14 protein-coding genes and 4 pseudogenes are annotated in these 16365 nt (G+C 60.7%); 4 read left to right on the top strand and 14 right to left on the bottom strand.

The genetic code is table 11. The features are described 5' to 3' along the window. Positions 1-325: 325 nt before the first annotated feature. From CNE_RS33265 to CNE_RS33250, 3 genes are all read left to right on the top strand, one after another. Positions 326-880 (top strand): YfbU family protein, encoded by a 555-nt coding sequence (locus CNE_RS33265; RefSeq protein ID WP_013959146.1) that lies wholly within the window; start codon positions 326-328, stop codon positions 878-880. A 5-nt stretch (positions 881-885) separates the two neighbouring features. Continuing rightward, positions 886-1626, top strand: coding sequence for an FRG domain-containing protein (locus CNE_RS33260; protein ID WP_158310039.1), 741 nt, complete (start codon positions 886-888; stop codon positions 1624-1626). Positions 1627-2208: 582 nt separating this feature from the next. After that, a protein-coding gene (locus CNE_RS33250; protein WP_202947886.1) for an IS3 family transposase occupies positions 2209-3386 on the top strand; the annotation gives its coding sequence in 2 pieces (ribosomal slippage) (positions 2209-2476 and positions 2476-3386; 1179 coding nt in all). A 98-nt stretch (positions 3387-3484) separates the two neighbouring features. On the opposite strand, the gene ybgF is transcribed toward CNE_RS33250, so the two are convergent. The 14 genes and pseudogenes from ybgF to CNE_RS42445 form a co-directional block, all read right to left on the bottom strand. Further along, positions 3485-4243, bottom strand: coding sequence for a tol-pal system protein YbgF (gene ybgF, locus CNE_RS33245; RefSeq protein WP_013959144.1), 759 nt, complete (start codon positions 4241-4243; stop codon positions 3485-3487). 75 nt (positions 4244-4318) lie between these two features. Further along, positions 4319-4585, bottom strand: a complete 267-nt coding sequence (locus CNE_RS33240) for an H-NS histone family protein (protein WP_013959143.1) — start codon at positions 4583-4585, stop codon at positions 4319-4321. Then, entirely contained in the window at positions 4569-5117 is a 549-nt protein-coding gene (locus CNE_RS42455) for a hypothetical protein (protein WP_238553218.1), read from the bottom strand. The genes CNE_RS33240 and CNE_RS42455 overlap by 17 nt, the downstream gene beginning before the upstream one ends. Positions 5118-5408: 291 nt before the next feature. Next, positions 5409-6248, bottom strand: coding sequence for a hypothetical protein (locus CNE_RS33235; protein WP_041229042.1), 840 nt, complete (start codon positions 6246-6248; stop codon positions 5409-5411). A gap of 1134 nt (positions 6249-7382) precedes the next feature. Beyond that, complete coding sequence (locus CNE_RS33230) at positions 7383-7979, bottom strand: hypothetical protein (RefSeq protein ID WP_148271759.1); 597 nt, start codon at positions 7977-7979, stop codon at positions 7383-7385. Between the two features lie 367 nt (positions 7980-8346). Beyond that, positions 8347-9078 (bottom strand): hypothetical protein, encoded by a 732-nt coding sequence (locus CNE_RS33225; protein WP_013959138.1) that lies wholly within the window; start codon positions 9076-9078, stop codon positions 8347-8349. 421 nt (positions 9079-9499) lie between these two features. After that, entirely contained in the window at positions 9500-10534 is a 1035-nt protein-coding gene (locus tag CNE_RS33215; protein ID WP_041229041.1) for an H-NS histone family protein, read from the bottom strand. A gap of 94 nt (positions 10535-10628) precedes the next feature. After that, positions 10629-11675 (bottom strand): annotated as a pseudogene (locus tag CNE_RS33210) (DNA-binding protein); the annotation flags it as partial. A 176-nt stretch (positions 11676-11851) separates the two neighbouring features. Further along, complete coding sequence (locus tag CNE_RS42985) at positions 11852-12043, bottom strand: GIY-YIG nuclease family protein (protein WP_330995921.1); 192 nt, start codon at positions 12041-12043, stop codon at positions 11852-11854. Further along, the gene (locus CNE_RS42980; protein ID WP_330995922.1) at positions 11970-12329 is read right to left on the bottom strand and encodes a GIY-YIG nuclease family protein; all 360 of its coding nucleotides are present in this window, start codon (positions 12327-12329) and stop codon (positions 11970-11972) included. The genes CNE_RS42985 and CNE_RS42980 overlap by 74 nt, the downstream gene beginning before the upstream one ends. 148 nt (positions 12330-12477) lie before the next feature. Next, positions 12478-12694, bottom strand: a pseudogene (locus CNE_RS39960) (H-NS family nucleoid-associated regulatory protein). Between the two features lie 122 nt (positions 12695-12816). Further along, on the bottom strand, positions 12817-13521 hold the full coding sequence (locus tag CNE_RS33205) for a dienelactone hydrolase family protein (RefSeq protein WP_013959132.1): 705 nt from the start codon (positions 13519-13521) through the stop codon (positions 12817-12819). Between the two features lie 91 nt (positions 13522-13612). Continuing rightward, positions 13613-13759 (bottom strand): annotated as a pseudogene (locus CNE_RS43350) (H-NS family nucleoid-associated regulatory protein); the annotation flags it as partial. Continuing rightward, positions 13748-13920 (bottom strand): annotated as a pseudogene (locus tag CNE_RS42445) (DNA-binding protein); the annotation flags it as partial. The pseudogenes CNE_RS42445 and CNE_RS43350, both read right to left, overlap by 12 nt. Positions 13921-15550: 1630 nt before the next feature. Between CNE_RS42445 and CNE_RS33200 the strand changes: the two are divergent. After that, positions 15551-16288 carry a hypothetical protein gene (locus CNE_RS33200; RefSeq protein WP_013959130.1) on the top strand — a complete coding sequence of 246 codons (738 nt, stop codon included), beginning with the start codon at positions 15551-15553 and terminating at the stop codon, positions 16286-16288. Positions 16289-16365 lie beyond the last annotated feature (77 nt).

Genomic DNA, 16365 nt, shown 5'->3' with positions numbered 1-16365 from the left:
GACAATCATGCGACGCGGAAGAAAGAAGATGAGACTGAACCAGTTTAAGAGCCCGGGCGATTCACGCCCTACCAGTGATTTTGCCACCAGACCGGCTCAAAAGCAAACAGTGACTTAGCCTGCCGCTCACAACCAACAGCCATCCGCCTTTGCCAGTTCACGACTCCGCTTGCAGGCGTCTCGGCGACATAAAGCCCGCCCCTTTCACTACGGGCGGGCCTCTCGCGACCACGACGTCGGGGCTCCCTGGCCCCGACTTGGACGTGTCTTGGGTGCTGCGCTATGCTAACGCTTTGCGTCCACCGAACCCCACTGTGAGGTCACAATGAAACTGTCGAGTGCAGAGAAGCTGATCTTGATGATGCTCTGCGACATCTCGGAGAAGTTGGAAGTCAACGGCAGCTCCGGGATCGATGCGAAGTTCGTGCGGAACGCGATCGGAACTGACAACGCCTGGGGTATCGAGTGGGAGTACTCGATGCTGTTCCACGAGGACGAAGAGCCCACGCCACCAAAGGTTACCGAGGTGGTGAACTATCTGGACATGTGGCGTTTTATTGAACGCTCGTTCCATCAGCTTAGTGACCCAGACAAGCAGCGCCTGGCCGAGGAAGCTGGTGTCTTCGGAGTGGACCCAAAGTTTCGCGGCTTTGATGGCAACAACGAAGGCGAGTATATGAACATCGCGCGATTCATGATTGAAGACTTGAATCGATTTGCCGAGTTCGCGGAGCGCGATCTCAATTCGCACTTTCCGATGGTAAGCACTTACAGGCGAATGTTCGGGCTCTTCGAGCCCATGCGCCGCAAGATTGGTCACCATGCCACTATGAATTCCCTTGGCGTGGACGATCTGATTCAGCTCCTGAAGCGCAGCTGATGGCTATGCAATCCTTCAGCGCAAGGAGCCTCCAGGCGTTTGTGGACATCACGAACAGGCCCGAGTGGCACGGTCGTGTCATGCTCTTCCGCGGCCAGCCGGTGCGTGGCAATCTCCTGCCGAGCATCGCAAGGGCGAACCCCACTTACGACAGCACGCAGCTCGAGCGCACGATGTTGGATCAGTTTCGGTTGATGGGTTCGTCCCTTCTGTCGAACGTCGAAAAGACCGAACTTGAGTTGATGATTGTTGCTCAGCACTTCGGCCTGAAGACCCGTTTGCTGGACTGGACTCGAAGCCCGCTTATTGCACTGTATTTTGCCTGTAGTTCGGGTGGCCCTGGACCGGCATACGTTTACGCGATGGATGCCAGCGTTCTGGCGAGCAGCTTCACCACCGACCCATTCCTTGGCGCTGAAAGCGAACGCAAGAATTCGGCTAAAGTACCGATAACAAGCGTCTTCCAGCCCCCCATGAACAACCCACGTATTACTGTTCAACAGGGATGGTTCACTTTGCATCGGTATTCGGAGAAGCGCGGCGCTTTTATCCCGTTGGAAGAAGCGTCAGATTTTGCGTCACATCCGGAAGCAGATGTCGCTGGTTTGGTTGAGATTGAGATCCCGGAACGAGCTCGCAGCGACCTAGTAGCTACATTGATGCGACACGGAATAAGCCATCACACAATTTATCCCGACTTGGCAGGATTGGCGCAGCACCTGAACTCCGTCCACGCGCTGTCATAGAAAGGGGTTGTCGAGGACTCCGGCATTGAGTCCTCGACAACCCGGGACGTTGATGACTGCGGACCAGTCTCGATTATTGGAGACCCTCCGATAGTCGCTGCAGGCGCTCGATCGACTTCTTGCCGGTCTCGTTGTCTTCCTTGAGTGCAACAAGGCGAGCTCCTCGATGTAGTCGCAGACTTCGCGCGTGTTACTTAGGGACTGGTTGAGATCCAGCCCAAACTGCTGGTGAATCTTACGCGCCTGGAACCGTTTGATTCGCTCAAACAAAAGTCCTTCGTCCGCTCAGCTTCGTGCATCCGGATGAGGGCAAGTGGATCGAGTATGGAATGTGCACGCGCTGATCGCCACCCTAGCTGACCTCTGCGCAGTACCGCCCCGGAACGTAGGGGCAGTCAGTCACCAGCGGTGGGGATAAAGGCGCCTTCTGAGAGGGAAGCACCTGCAGCGGCGACAGTGCCCCGTATAGCCGGCCGACTGGACCCTTTCGGGGTCATCGCTAACCCCACACTCTGTGGTGGTCTAATTTCCTCGGACAGGTCGATAGGAGGACAATCCGGAATCGACGAGGAAAAAAGATAGATGACAAGAAGGCGCCGACAATTTGACGCCAGCTTCAAGCTGGAAGTAGTACGGATGGTGCGAGACCAAGGATTATCGGTCAGCGAGGTTTGCCGGTCGATGGAGCTTGGTGAGACGGCCGTTCGGCGCTGGATGGCGCAGTACGATGCAGAGTGCGCCGGCGGGCCTGGCGTGGGCAAGCCGCTGACGGCGGAACAGCAGCGCATCCGGCAACTGGAGGCGGAGAATCGGCAACTGCGCGAGGATAACGCCTTGCTAAAAAAAGCCTCGGCCTTCTTTGCGCGGGAACTGAAGTGAGCTACCGGGTGGTAGCCCACTTGCAACAGGAGGCCGTATCGGTCAGTAACGCCTGCCGGGTATTGCAGGTGAGCCGCTCGGGCTACTATGCGCACCGCCGCGCCAAGCCAAGCATGAAGACTCTGCAGGAGCAGACCCACGTCAAAGCGGCGTTCGCTGCGAGCGGCGCCAGCTACGGCAGCCGGCGTGTCATGCATGCGGTGCGGGAACAAGGGGTGCGCCTTGGCCGCTACCGGATTCGTAGGCTGATGCGCGAAGCGGGCTTGCGCGCGACCTGGAAGCGTAAGTTCGTGTCGACGACTGACAGCAAGCACACGCTGCCAGTGGCAGAGAACGTGCTGGACCGGCAATTCGACGTGGCCGAGCCGAATCGGGCCTGGACTTCGGACATCACCTATATCCGCACGGCTCAAGGCTGGCTGTATCTGGCGGTCGTGCTGGACTTGTACTCGCGCAAGGTCGTGGGCTGGTCGATGGCGCCGACCATGCCGGCCGACCTGGTGATGTCGGCACTGAGCATGGCGCTGCAGCAGCGAAGGCCAGCGCCGGGACTGGTGCTGCACTCGGATAGGGGCAGTCAGTACGCGAGCGCGGAGTATCAGACCTTGCTGGCACGCCATCAGATTGTTTGCAGCATGAGTCGAAAAGGCAATTGCTGGGATAACGCGGTGACGGAACGGTTCTTCCTGAACCTGAAGATGGAGCGCGTGTGGCAGCGTCAATACGCCAACCACGCCGAGGCACGGCGCGACATCACCCAGTACATCGTTGGTTTCTATAATCCGGTGCGCTTGCACTCAACCCTGGGGTATCTGTCGCCCGCTGCCTACGAGGCGAAATCGATAGAAAAAGAACCTATCTGCCTGTCCGAAATAACTTGACCACTACACTCCGGAACATGTGGGGTTCGTCGGAATTTGAAGATCCCCCTCATGCACACCTTCGGTGCGTGGTCCGGCCCAGCTGGAGCCGCCCGCACTTACTTGAGTGTCTTCAACCGGTTGTTCGCCGCATGCGCGCTTTCGGTACCGGGATACTTGGCCACCACCTGTTCCAGCGTTTTGCGCGCGGCCGCCTTCTGGCCGGACTCGAGCTGATTATTGGCCACCGCGATCATTGCATCCGGCACCTTGGGATGCGTCGGGGTGGCATTGATCATTTTCTGCAGCACCCAGGTGGACCCCTTATAGTCGCGCTGCGCGTATAGCGAGTTGCCGAGCCAGTACTGCGCCAGCGGCTGGTACGGGCTCTGCGGATACTTCTTGATAAACGACGAGAACGCATTCCCCGCGCTCTTGAAGTCGCCCGCCTGGAAATGCTTGAGCGCGGCGTCGTATTCGGGCTTCTCGCCCGGCGCCGACGTGCCTGGGCGGTCTTCGCCCGAAGCCTGCTGCGGCTCGCGCTTCTTCAGACGCGCATCCAGGTCGGCGTAGTAGTCCTTCTGCTGCTTCTGCAGCGTCGCCACGGTGTTCTGCAGCACTTCGTTCTGGCCGCGTAGCCGCGCCAGTTCCTGGCGCAGGCCTTCGAGCTGGTTCTGCATGTCGAGCGCGGTGCGGCTGTTTTGCTCAATGCGCTGGGTCGCAGTCGCCTGGAAACTGTTGAACTGGTCGCGCAGGTTGATGACCGTTCTGCGCGCCTGGTCATCGTCGAACACTCCGGCATGCGCCTGCGTGGTTGGCAGCATGCCGCCGCTAGCCATGGCGGCGAGCCACAACAGGGTGGAAAGCCGTACTTTCATAACGGGTCGTCGTTGGTTGTGTCGATTAGCCTCGTCACATCGGCGTTGGACAGAGGGCCGAATTCATCTGCGGGCCTATCCAACCCGGTAAAACTCCACGGTCTGCCCCGCATTGACCGCCCGCCGCAGCCAGTCGGGCATCTCGCCCTGCCCGTCCCAACTCTGCCCCGCGGCGTTGCGGTAGCAGACCACCGGCGGTGGTGCCGGTGGCGGCGGTGGTGGCGGAGGGGGCGGCGGATCGAAGCACCCCGCCGCTGCCAGCTCCTCCATGGTCAGCCCGTAGTCGGCCATCTCGGCCTGGATCCAGCGGATCGCCGCCGCCCGCTCAGTCTTTGCTGTCATCGTGTTCGTTGTCGCTGCTATCGCTGCTATCGCTGCTGTCGCCGCCATCTTCCGGGCTCGGGGCGCTCGCCCGCTGTGCTTCGGCTGGCGGTTCGCGTTGGGTGTCGCTAGGAGGGCGCTGGCTGCGGGGCCGGGCCGCTGGCCTTGCGCCGCCGTCGCTCGGCGCTACCACCCTTCCCCCGCTCGCGCGGCGCCAGCCGTAATGCGGGGCCCGCTTCTCTTCCGGCGCTGCTTCCGGAGCGGCAGTTTCTGTGAGCGCTTTCGGCTTTCGACCGCGCTTCGCGGCCCGCGTCTCTTCAGGCGCTGCTTCCGGAGCTGGGACGTAAAGCGGTGCTACCGGGGCGGCCGTTTCGGTCAGTTCGTCCTGGGCGGCAGCTTCCATCGGTTCGTCCGTGGCCAGGACTTCAACCGGAGCTTCGGCCACGGCTTCAGTGGTCGCTTCCGAGGGCATGGCTTCAATGGGCGCTTCCGGCGCGTCAGATTCAGTCAACGCTTCCGAGGCGGCGGCTTCCAGCGATGCTTCCGGTGCCACGTCTTCCGTTGAAGCGTCCGGGGCTGCGTAAGGCCGCCGGCGCCGATATGACACGGTCGCCGTCGGGCCGCTATCCCGGCTTGTTGACCAGAAGTCCAAGCGTCGGGTCTGAGTGTCAACGCTGCCACTACACCCAACATCAGGAACCAGTTTGTGAGCAGGGAGAATGGTGACCTCCAATGCAAAAAGCCCGCCGGCTTGCGCTCGGCGGGCTTCGGACGGAATTCTTGAGTGTATCAAATTGACGCCCATTTTCGACAAGAAGTGTCGAATGGTCAACGCTTACGTTTGCTAGACTGCCAAGAATCCTTCGGATTGGTCGCGCACCAGCATCTGGACTACATAGTTAAGTAGCGACAGCGCCTTGAGGCTGTTCGTCTCCGTATCGTAGTCAATGGATTCGCCGTGGATGACCAGATGCCGATTGAGACCGACAAAATCAGCTCCCCTCTGGTCTTCCGACATATTGACTTGACCTATGGCAGCGAGCGGCGAAAGCCACGCTGCCTCGAACCCCTCGCGCTCCTTGGATTGGACGTAGGTTGCAGTCTGTGGAAGCTTATCCCGCCGCCGCATAAAGAAGTAGCGGCCGGTCTTCGCAACGCAAACACCATCCGCCTGCATAAGGAAGACCGGCGTAGATAATGCATACTGGCCAGCCCGATGCGCGGAGAAGGCCTGCCCGAGAATCCGCGCACGATCAGACAGCTGATCAACGAGGAACGACTCAATCGAATCCAACCTCCCTGAAAAGTGCTCGCGCAGTGCTGCTTCGGCTTCCTCCTCACCGCCCTCGTTGACTAGTACGTCAACGAGATCTAAAGGCATGGTGAACGCCATTTCCTCGTCGAAGTACCAACCCCGATCGGCTAGCATCTTCATCGCTTGCTGATGCTTGGAAGGGAGTTCCTTTGCAGCCTCCGCTATTCGTTCGGCGATTTCCGCCCAAGGCTGCGACACCAAGAAGCCCACCACCGGACTCACTGCGCTGACGAGCGTAGAAATCGTAGTACGTGCAACCTGCGCAACCTTCGTCAAATCCGACAACTGGCTGCCGAGAGCGTCGGAGAGCTTACCGGACTTTTGCCTCTGCAAGCGGGAGATGTCGCCTTTGTCTTCAGGGTCATTCATGGACGGGCACAAAAGCAGTTTCCGATACCCGCCATTATCAACGATCCCAGGGTGGCTTCTACGCCGCCTCCTCCATGCAGACAATGCCACCTTCGCGCAGCAGCCCGTCCACGCGCTGCAGGCGGTATGCGCGGTGGTCGGGGCGGCGGCGCGCATACCGCCGCGTCGAGGCTTCCAGGTGAGCCCGTACTCGTCCATCTGCCCTGGATCCAGCGGATCGCATCCGCCCGATTGCTGTCATTCGCTGCCGTCACTACTGTCGTTGCCATCGTCCTGATTGCCAGTCAGCTCCGCCGCGCCGCGCTCTTTGCCGGGTTCTTCCCCTTGGTCTTCCTGCGCGGTCGGCACCGAACTACCGGCCTGCGCCGCCGCCCCCCGTCGCGTTCTCGCGGCGCCACGCGCAAGGCGGCCAGCAACTGGGGCGCGAGTGCCGCTTTCGCTTCTGCCCGCTCGACCCTGAGCTGTGCAGAGGGCCGGCCGGGGTGCAGGCGACGGTGGCTGCTGAACGGGCGGGCTTGGCCGACAATGAGGCCGGCCTGCTGCCGAGGCAGTGTCGCTGGCGCGCGCTGGAGACCGACAATGTGCGGCAGGCCTTACCGGGCCCAACACGATGCGCTGGCCGGGCGGGTGCGTTTCTAGACGAAGCGCTCAAGACGGCACGTGTCGCAGCGAATAAGGCGCGCGACTAGTCACATCTCCCAGGATCCTAGAGCGCATAAGTGATGCATTGGTATCATATGTCGGTTATCCGTTGCGGAATCGGAACTGCAGCGGAGATGCTGAGTCTCAAATGTGGTTGTATAGCAAAGTAATCTTGGGTGATGACATTGCAATGCGGCGCTTGATCAATTATGATCATCGCACTGGAGTTGCTAACGCGTTCGCAATGCGATTTGCTATGCATTCCACGCCGTTTTTCAAATCCTCCCCCCTGCTGAGGTGAAAGCCGAAAGCCTGCGGGAGGTCCGGTCCGAATGGACCGGAAAGGCTTAGTTTATAGCGGGGTGTCCAGCTCCAAAAGCTAAGCGCCGCCTTGGCGACCTGCGCCGAGGTCCCACCGGGAGTGGGATATCCAAGAGAGGCCCCCGCGACCTATTCCTGAACGCCCCCTCTCCGCAGGGGGCGTTTGCTTTTCTACTTCTTCTTGGCTTTCCCCTTGCCTTTGCCAGGCTTCGGCTCGGGCTCGCGATGGTCTCGATCCTCCCACTTGGCTGCCAAGATGCGCGAGACCTTGTACGATTTTTTCCGGAACGGCTTGTCGTATTCAATGTCCTCGGGGTACGCCGTTTCAACGCGAATCATAATGTGCTTCTGGTCGCCTTCAGGCTTGAGCCGCTCCATTCGCAGTATCACGTTGTACTCAATCTTCGTAGGCGGTTCACCATCGACGTCGTCGACCAACTCCACCTGCAGAAAATTTCCGCCGGCTGCCTGCCATAGGCTCGTCTCGCCCTGCAACAGGTCGATCAGGATTTGCGGCAAGTACGAAGACAGCCGATGGCGTTGCTCACAGAACATCCGCAGCTTCGCACCATCCTTGATTTCATGCCCCGTCGGCACCTGCTCGCCCGCACGCGGCGTCCTGCTGTAACAGTGGTTCGTGTACGAAATCCTCACCGGCACTTTGGCAAAGTTGCCCCGCACCAGCACCGGGACAGTGTGCCTGGTGGGCGCAAGATGCGTGATGTCGTAGAACGCTTCTCCAACACGGATGAGGGTGGGTTCGATCATATGGACAGGTAGTGGCAGACGCGCATTATGCCTTTTGGCGCGCTCGTCTCCCGGCATTTCACCTGCGGCTTACCGCCACCACCTCCCCACGGTCGTACGAAAGCAACATCATTTCCTGTTCGGCTAACTACCTTGTTGCGCTGTGTTCGGCACGAAATCGGGACTAATTGGGCACCGAGCCTGCCGGAGAAGGAGACCGCGCCAAACCGGGGGCCGACTAAGCGGCAAGGCGGTGGTTTTCGTCCCGGCAGATGGACGGATACCATCGTTCAACGTAAGACCGGAACTGGTTATTGAGCACCGCGGTCCGGATTTGCAATAGGTTGTGCGCGAGGGCCGGCCCGCAGGTCGTCAATAGTCGTGGGGACTAATCATCATGGTCAGCTTGCGAGTGTAGCTTCTGTTTGTTCAACTGCGGTAAGCCTTTGAAGGCCTTGTAGCTGTTTGCGTTGTCCTCGTCAGCAAGTGGGTCAACTAGCCCGGCTTGGCCTTCGGCCAATTGGATTAACTTCTTCAACACCTTGTCCTCGTCCTTTCGGAAGAAGACGACAAGCTCGTCGTCGGTGGACGTAGAAGGCCGCTCTTCCCTACCGTATCTCCGTTCGTAGCGGTGCTTTTCATACAGAAGCTTCTTTCGAGAGGCCCAGTCGTAGAAATTCAGTTCCCACATGAATTGCTCATTGACGATCCGCCCGGCCGTGTTGGCATACAGCTCGTGCGTGCGCCGTGCGAGTCGCTCACATGCACCTACTCCGAAATCAGGTCGTGCTGCTGTTGCCCTACTGTAGCGATTCATTATCGCCGCTGCGGTCTCGACGGCTTTTGCCACAACGTCCGCGAGACTACTTTTCCACTGCTTCTCGATGGCGTCAGAGAGCCTAGAGTAGGCCGCGTTTACATGGTTTGCCTGCCTCTTGAGGTCGTCGCTCGGCATACCATCCTCGACAAACCCATCAAACGCTTCGACATTGGTCTTTAGCTCTCGAATTCGATCATCAAGCTCAGATCCTGCCTGTACCTTTGCGAATGCAACGGTAACATTGACGGCGACGTGAACCTCAACCTTCGACGAGTCAGGATAGTGGGTGTAGTGGTTCACTATGACCTCTGCAGAGCGGAATTTCGGTGGGAAACAGCAGGCAACCGGATTTCCGTTATTTTGGAACCTGTAAATTATCGGTAAAGCCTACCGGATACCTAATCATTCCACTGTAATCCAAATCGGTGTGTAATGGCCCCTGACCAAGCACACCGCCGCGTCCAGGTCCTCCAGGGTGAGCCCGTAGTCGTCCATCTGCGCCTGGATCCAGCGGATCGCGTCCGCCCGCTCAGTTTTTGCTGTCATCGCTGCCGTCACTGCTGTCGTTGCCTTCGTCCTGGTTGTTAGGCAGCGCCGCCGCCCCCGGCTCGTTGCCCGGCTCTTCCCCTTGGGCTTCCTGCGCAGTGGCCGCCGAACTTCCGGCCTGCCGAGTTTGCTTGTCAGAATGGGGGCGGACCGGCCGCGCCCGCCGACCTGTCGTTCAGTACAAGAGATCGATTAGGAAACGCTCGGGCTTCTTGCCAATCCACGCGGGAGCCCGACCGCGCCCCGACCAGGTCTGGCCCGTCTTCGGGTTGCGGTACCTCGGACGCGGCGCGGCCTTCGTCGGAACAGCGCGGGCAGCGGGCTCAACACTGGGCTTGCCCGCAATGTCCTCAATGCTGAGGTCGTACTCCTGCATCCACTGCCGAATCTTTTCCACGACCTCTGGCACTTCCGTGGCTCGCAACTGCTCAAGTTGCGCATTGACAGATGCCAGTTGGGCGAGCAGTGAGGATTGGGACCGGCTTTGGGTTGCGGTAGGCGCTTTTTGCTCCTGTCGCGGCTTCCGAGTTTGCGTCTTCCGAGTTGGCGCTTCCGGGGCAGCCTCCACTCCAGGCAGTGTTATCTGCTTCGGCCCGCGCTTCCGGGTTGGGGTTTCGTGAGTCATGACTTCCGGAGCGGCAACTTCAGCTAGCATTTTCGGCTTCCGACCGCGCTTCGGGGCCCGCGTCTCTTCCGGCGCTGCTTCCGGAGCTGGGGCGTAAAGCGGTGCGACCGGGGCGGCCGTTTCGGTCAGTTCGTCCTGGACGGCAGCTTCCATCGGTTCTTCCGTGGCCAGGACTTCAACCGGAGCTTCGGCCACGGCTTCAGTGGTCGCTTCCGAGGGCATGGCTTCAATGGGCGCTTCCGGCGCGTCAGATTCAGTCAACGCTTCCGAGGCGGCGGCTTCCAGCGATTCTTCCGATGCCACGTCTTCCGTTGAAGCGTCCGGGGCTGCGTAAGGCCGCCGGCGCCGATATGACACGGTCGCCGTCGGGCCGCTATCCCGGCTTGTCGACCAGAAGTCCAAGCGTCGGGCCTGAGTGTCAACGCTGCCACTACCGACGCCTGCACCACTGGCTTCACCACTGACGGGATCCGCGTCGCGCATCGCCTCAGCGATGGGAAGCTCCATCTGACCAAGTCCGTCCGTCGCATTGCTCACGACAAGGGGTTCAACCACTTGCTCTGGGGCCAATTCGTTCTCCTTCATTGAAGTCACTGCACGTGCAGACGCTTCCTTATCCCATGGACGGTGAGACCTTGTCTCTTGCGTGTCGTTCGCTTCAGCGGATCTCGTCCCCCGCTCAGTCTTTGCTGTCATCGCTGCCGTCGTTGCCTTCGTCCTGATTGTTGGGTAGCGCCGCCCCCGGCTCGTCGCCCTGTTCTTCGCCCAGCTCATCCTGCGGAGCGTCCCCCTGACCGTCGCCCTGCTCTTCCGGCGCGGTCGCCGCCGAACTGCCGCCCTTGCGCCGCCTTCCACCAGCGCCACCGCCGTCGCGTTCGCGCGGCGCAACGCGCAGGGTGGCCAGCAGCTGACGCGCGAGCGCCGCTTCCGCTTCGCTGCGCTCGGCCCGGCGCTGCGCCGCCGCGAGTTCCGCCTGCACGGTGTCCAGGTCGCCCGCCGCCTTGCGTTGCGCCTGCTCGGCCACTGCGAGCCGCTCGGCCAGCGCCACGGCCTGCGCTTCCAGCTTGGCACGGCCCTCCGCCTGCGCCACCGCGGCATCACGCGCCTCGCTGCGTGCCACCGCCAGTTCGGCGCGCAGGTCTTCGGCCGTGCGCTCGCTCTTCTGGCGCGCGGTGCGCTCCTGGTCCAGTTCGCGCAAGCTGCGACGCTCGCTGGCTTCGGCGCGTTCCTGCGCGAGCGTCACCGCCTCGCGCGCCCGCTCGAGCTCCGTCGAGAATTGGGTGCGCAAGGCGTCCAGCTGGCGCCGACCCGCCTCGAGTTCCGTCCGCCCCGCCTCGAGCCGGGCCTGCGTGGCGGCGTGCGCCAGCCGCTCGGTGGCCAGCTCCGCGTGCACGGTGTCGTGCGCCTGCCGGGCTTCCGCCAGTTGGGCGGCAATGGCCGCCGCGTCCTCGCGCGCGGCGGCCGTCTCCGCGCGCGCCGCATCGCGCTCGGCTTCCGCTTCGCTCGCGGCGTGCCGGGCCTCCGCGCGCAGCGTGGCGAGTTCCGCCGTCGCGGCCTCGTTGGCCGACTGCCAGATGGTCTGCACCGCCTCGGCGGCGATCTGCTTGAGGGGGTCCGGCAGGTCCGGATGGTCGATGGTCACGCGGGTGCGCCCGCGCAGTTCCTGCCAGAACCCCTGCAACACCTCGGCGGGCGTTCCCATGCTGCCCTTGCGCACCAGCTGATAGGGGTGATCGTCCTTTTGCTGTAGATTGATACGGCGACCGTCGGAAAGTCGCTCGCAGCAAGGCTCTCCGACTTCCCTTTATATCGAAAATTTCAACTCTTTCGCAAGTCGTTGATTCACAAGAAATTTGGGAGCGCGACAGTGTCAATTTACAGCAAGAGGACGATCACCCCGCCTCAGGCTGTCCAAACAGGAAGGGAACGGGCATTCTCCCTAGCGATTCGCCTGAGTTCCGACAGCACGACGTGAAACGCATGGGTCTTGTTCATTTCGAGATTGAGAGGGAGAGCCACATCACCGATTAGTTTGCGCTCGAGAATCCACGGATCTTCGATTGCATGCCACGCAACGAATGCGTTCTCCCACATCCAGCGCGAGAGCACCTGCTCCCCATCGGCAAACGTGAGTCAAGGTCAAGCGCAATGTGGAGCCTTCCGCATTGCCCCGATAGTGATACTGCACCCGGTGACGCAGGCGCTGTCGGCTGGCCGGCTTGCCATTCAGCGGAGCCGCGCGAGGCGATATCCCGATGTATAGAAGCGTCAGGTCACCAACGCGAATGCAGTCACTGGTTGGAACTCCGGCCGGAACCTGCTTGAAATACCATGCATACAGCCCCGGCTCTCGCGGGACGGGACATGGTTTCGAAAGCACTTCTTCGCGCGACCATATGCGGGACGGACTTGACAGGTTCAAACAATCCTCCAGGGGCCTTCAATACACGGGCAAGCTAAGATACGGTAAATCGGCTATCACAAGGGGCATTGCACGCCTCGCTATTGAAGCCAGATAGTCTACGGTGCTATCCAACCCGGAAAAACTCCACCGACTGCCCCGCATTGACCGCCCGCCGCAGCCAGTCGGGCATCCCGCCCTGCCCGTCCCAACTCTGCCCCGCGGCGTTGCGGTAGCAGACCACTGGCGGTGGCGCGGGTGGCGGTGGTGGTGGCGGAGGGGGCGGCGGATCGAAGCACCCCCGCCGCTTCCAGCTCCTCCATGGTCGGCCCGTAGTCCGCCATCCGGGCCTGGATCCAGTGGATCGCCTCCGCCCGCTCATTTTTACTGTCATCGTTGCGTCGCTGCCGTCATCCGAGTTCAGGGCGGCATGGCCGCAGACGGGATGCTTCCCGGCTGGCGATGATCAGCGCCAGAGGTGGCGCGCGAAGAACGTCAGCGTGCGGTCCCAGGCGACCTGCGCCCAAGCGGCGTCGTACTGGGTACCGGCGATGCGGCCGTCGCCGATGGCTTCCTCGTTGGCAAAGGCATGGTGCGCGAGGTAACGGTGGAACGTCGAGTCGACGCCGCCGGCGCGCAGCTTCTCCTCGAGCTTGTCGAAGTTTTCGGCCGCAAAGAACGCGTCCTGCGTGGCCGAGTGGACGAGCACCGGCGCCTTAATATTGGCAGGGTCGATGGCTTCCAGCGGCGGCATGCCGTAGAACGGCACACCTGCCTTCAACTCGGGGATGGCGTTCAGCGACAGCAGCGTCAGCGCGCCACCCATGCAAAAGCCAGTGATACCGATGCGGCTGCTCAGGGTGCCGAGGTACTGCATAGCGCCGCGGATGTCCTGCGCCACGGCGTCGCCGAAGTTCAGCTTGGACATCAGGTGGTGGGCCTCTTCCTGCTCGACCGTGCTGGCGCCGCGGTAGAGGTCCGGCACTAGCGCGTAGTAGCCGGCACGCCCAAGGCGGTCGGCCACGCCGCGAATCTGGTTGTTCAGGCCCCACCACTCCTGGACAACGATGATTGCCGGGGCGCCGTCGGTGCGATCCGGCTTCGCAAGGTAGCCGTTGACCGACTGGCCGTCGGGACGGATGAACGAGACGGTCTGACCGATGTGTCGCATGATTGGCTGCTCCTGTCGTTTGCTGTGGACCAGATGGGCCGGATGATAGCGCAAGGGAGGTGTCGGCAGCGGCAAGCGGCGAACCCGGCGACTATGCGCCCCGGAAAAACTCCACCGACTGCCCCGCATTGACCGCCCGCCGCAGCGAGTCGGGCATGTCGCCCTGCCCCTCCCGACTCTGCCCCGCGGCGTTGCGGTAGCAGACCACTGGCGGTGACGCTGGGGCCGGCGGCGTGGGCCGCCTGCCAGATGATCTGCACCGCCCCCGACGCGATGTCCTTCAGCGCATCCGGCAAGTCGGGATGGTCGATGGTAACGCGCGTGCGCCCGCGCAGTTCCTGCCAGAACGCCTGCAACCACCTCGTCGGGCGTGCCCATCCTGCCCTTGCGCACCAGGCTGCTTGGTCCGCTATGATGAACTCACGAACCACAGAGGGAAGGCGCAATGGCTTCAAAACTGATCCACTACATCATGAGTCAACGCTTTCAAGACGTTGTCGGACGCGGTATCGAGCAAGCCGTGGCCAGGACGCGTGCGTCAGGCTTGACTCCGGCAGGCGATCCGAACATAAAGCCGAGCGCTGCTCCTACGACGACTGTCATCGTTGAAGCTGTCCCTTCCGCAAAGCCCGTACGCACGCAACGCTATCGAAAATTGACATAACTGGTGTTATGTCCAAAACCGTAAGAGGGGAGCGGCTTTTTGCTGCATCAGCCGCCAACTTCGCGCAAAAGTGTAGGAAACCGGAATTAGCCGGACGACGTGCGCTTTTGCCGGACTGGAAATCCGGAATTTGCCGGACTGGCGTGGAATCCCGTGACGCTGGGCCCAGGACCTGACGGTTCGGTTCACCGTCGCCCTTTGGTTGACGTAAGCAGTGGATGGGTCAAGAAATACGCGAGGCGGACGTCAATACGGGGCACCATCATGTCGAGTCTGAGCCATGCGTTACATCCCGATCCGAGACCAGTACCTTCCAATCCTAGCCCGCGACCGCGATGCCTGGCGAACTCGGGCGGAACAGCGCTTTGACGTCGAAGATCTCATTCGGGCATGCGTTCCGGATGCCGCCAATTGCGATCCAAGCGTTGTGACCGACGCGATCCGGGAGTGTTTCGATAGTTTCGATGGCAGCATTCCGGTATGGCGGCTGTTGTCGCAAGATCGATAAAAAGGCCCGCACCGGGGGCCTACTACACTGCGACCGCTACAGCCTCAATTGCCACCAGCGTCGGCAACCGCAGCCATTTTCGGTCGCTGGCCCACGGCTTCACTCGGACATTCAAACGTCGGCTCCGCCCTGCGGAAGCAGCCGTAGAGGTTGCTCTGGGTCGAAGGGCAGTTCAGGGTCGTTCTGGGACCCTCCAACCACCCCGCAGATCGGCGAAGAACCATTTTTTTTCTCCAATGCCCTGCGAGCTGAAAACATAAAGTTATGTGCGATCCTCCCTATGCCGACACCCCTTCCTCTGCAGGGCATGGGCGCCCGCCTTGCGAATGACAGTGCCGCGACAGATGCCGCATGACTCAAATCATTCAACCCGACTAAACATCAATAATTATCGCAAGTGACCCCTTATTTTCTGTGACATAATCAATCGCTTACTAGCATTTACCAAAACGACAATCCAAAAAACGCGGTGCCATGCCACATAGGCAGTCGATAGCCTCGCAAGTCCACCGCAGCCGGAGTTCCGGTGATGACCAATTCGCCTCGCGAGTTTGAATGAACATCGAATAGTGATCGCGCAAGCAATCCCCCCATCTCCATTGCGGCCGCCCTGCAGGCATTCGGCAGACTTCGAATACTGGGAAGCAGCCCGGCTGTTGCCAGATTCTGCGTTCCGCCGCGGTCTACTGATACGTCGGGGAGGGGAGGCGACAGACGATGCCGAAGAACTCCCAACGCATTTTCGGCCTGCGTGTATCGCACGCGAGTTACTCCCAGCACTAACCTTGGCCCTGAGTTGGCAGATTTGACCGGATTCAATCCGTGGAACTTGCAGAACCGAACGCGATGGAATATCAATGACCAAAACAGACGTCCGCAGATCATTCGTCCCATTTCATTCGAGCTACCTGTTCGAACTTGCCACCAAGGCGCAAAAGGACAGTGGTGGCATACCGTGCTCAATCATGAGCGTCGCGGCTATCGAAGCACTGCCTGGCGATATCGCTGTTTCGTTGCATGCCAGACAGGAATTTGAGAAGACCGCCCGCAACGAATCGAACCAGAACCAAGACCGTTGGGGGCGCAAGAAGTGGGAATTTACGGTATCGAACCTCGAACCTCTCACGCCTATGGAAAGGGGATTCGCCGATCGGATCAAGGAACTCACGGACCAGAAGCGTTCGGGACTCGATCAATACTACGTCCTCGACGGACTGTTGCGAGAGGAGACACGAAATCCTACCGACCCCAAGGACAAGAAGGCAGCGTGGAGATCAACGCTCCCCGAGGGCGTCGGCGAGCTTTTCGAATTGCGCAACGCGATTGTCCACCGAGGCGGCTCGGAATTCCTGTACGACCACGACGGAGCACTTGTCAACGCATCCCGCGCTTTACCGCCAGTACTCACGGCATTGAAAGACGTTCTGAACATCGACACCTCGAATTCGCAATGTTCAGGCTGGCTGGAACTGATTGACACGCCCGCACTGGCTCGCTGGAGCCTAAGCGTCACCAAGTATTTCATCAACAGGACGCTTGAGACACTGCCCGACACAGCCGGTTTCACCTATCTCAAACACAATGCGCATCTTTAGGCTCCGCCTGGTTCATCCGATATCGACAAACCATGCTGGATGCCACCGTGACACGACGCCAGCAGGAATCTTCATCG

Source organism: Cupriavidus necator N-1 (assembly GCF_000219215.1).
GTDB classification, from domain to species: Bacteria; Pseudomonadota; Gammaproteobacteria; order Burkholderiales; family Burkholderiaceae; genus Cupriavidus; species Cupriavidus necator.
This window is presented reverse-complemented; position numbering and strand designations above follow the sequence as displayed.

Excerpts from the sequence above, each read along its gene's own strand:
- CNE_RS33205 (WP_013959132.1), bottom strand. The coding sequence starts at position 13,521 with ATGCGACACATCGGTCAGACCGTCTCGTTCATCCGTCCCGACGGCCAG.
- CNE_RS33215 (WP_041229041.1), bottom strand. The coding sequence starts at position 10,534 with ATGAAGGAGAACGAATTGGCCCCAGAGCAAGTGGTTGAACCCCTTGTC.
- CNE_RS33260 (WP_158310039.1), top strand. The coding sequence starts at position 886 with ATGCAATCCTTCAGCGCAAGGAGCCTCCAGGCGTTTGTGGACATCACG.
- ybgF (WP_013959144.1), bottom strand. The coding sequence starts at position 4,243 with ATGAAAGTACGGCTTTCCACCCTGTTGTGGCTCGCCGCCATGGCTAGC.
- CNE_RS33265 (WP_013959146.1), top strand. The coding sequence starts at position 326 with ATGAAACTGTCGAGTGCAGAGAAGCTGATCTTGATGATGCTCTGCGAC.
- CNE_RS33200 (WP_013959130.1), top strand. The coding sequence starts at position 15,551 with ATGACCAAAACAGACGTCCGCAGATCATTCGTCCCATTTCATTCGAGC.
- CNE_RS42985 (WP_330995921.1), bottom strand. The coding sequence starts at position 12,043 with ATGTGGGAGAACGCATTCGTTGCGTGGCATGCAATCGAAGATCCGTGG.
- CNE_RS33230 (WP_148271759.1), bottom strand. The coding sequence starts at position 7,979 with ATGATCGAACCCACCCTCATCCGTGTTGGAGAAGCGTTCTACGACATC.
- CNE_RS33240 (WP_013959143.1), bottom strand. The coding sequence starts at position 4,585 with ATGACAGCAAAGACTGAGCGGGCGGCGGCGATCCGCTGGATCCAGGCC.
- CNE_RS33235 (WP_041229042.1), bottom strand. The coding sequence starts at position 6,248 with ATGAATGACCCTGAAGACAAAGGCGACATCTCCCGCTTGCAGAGGCAA.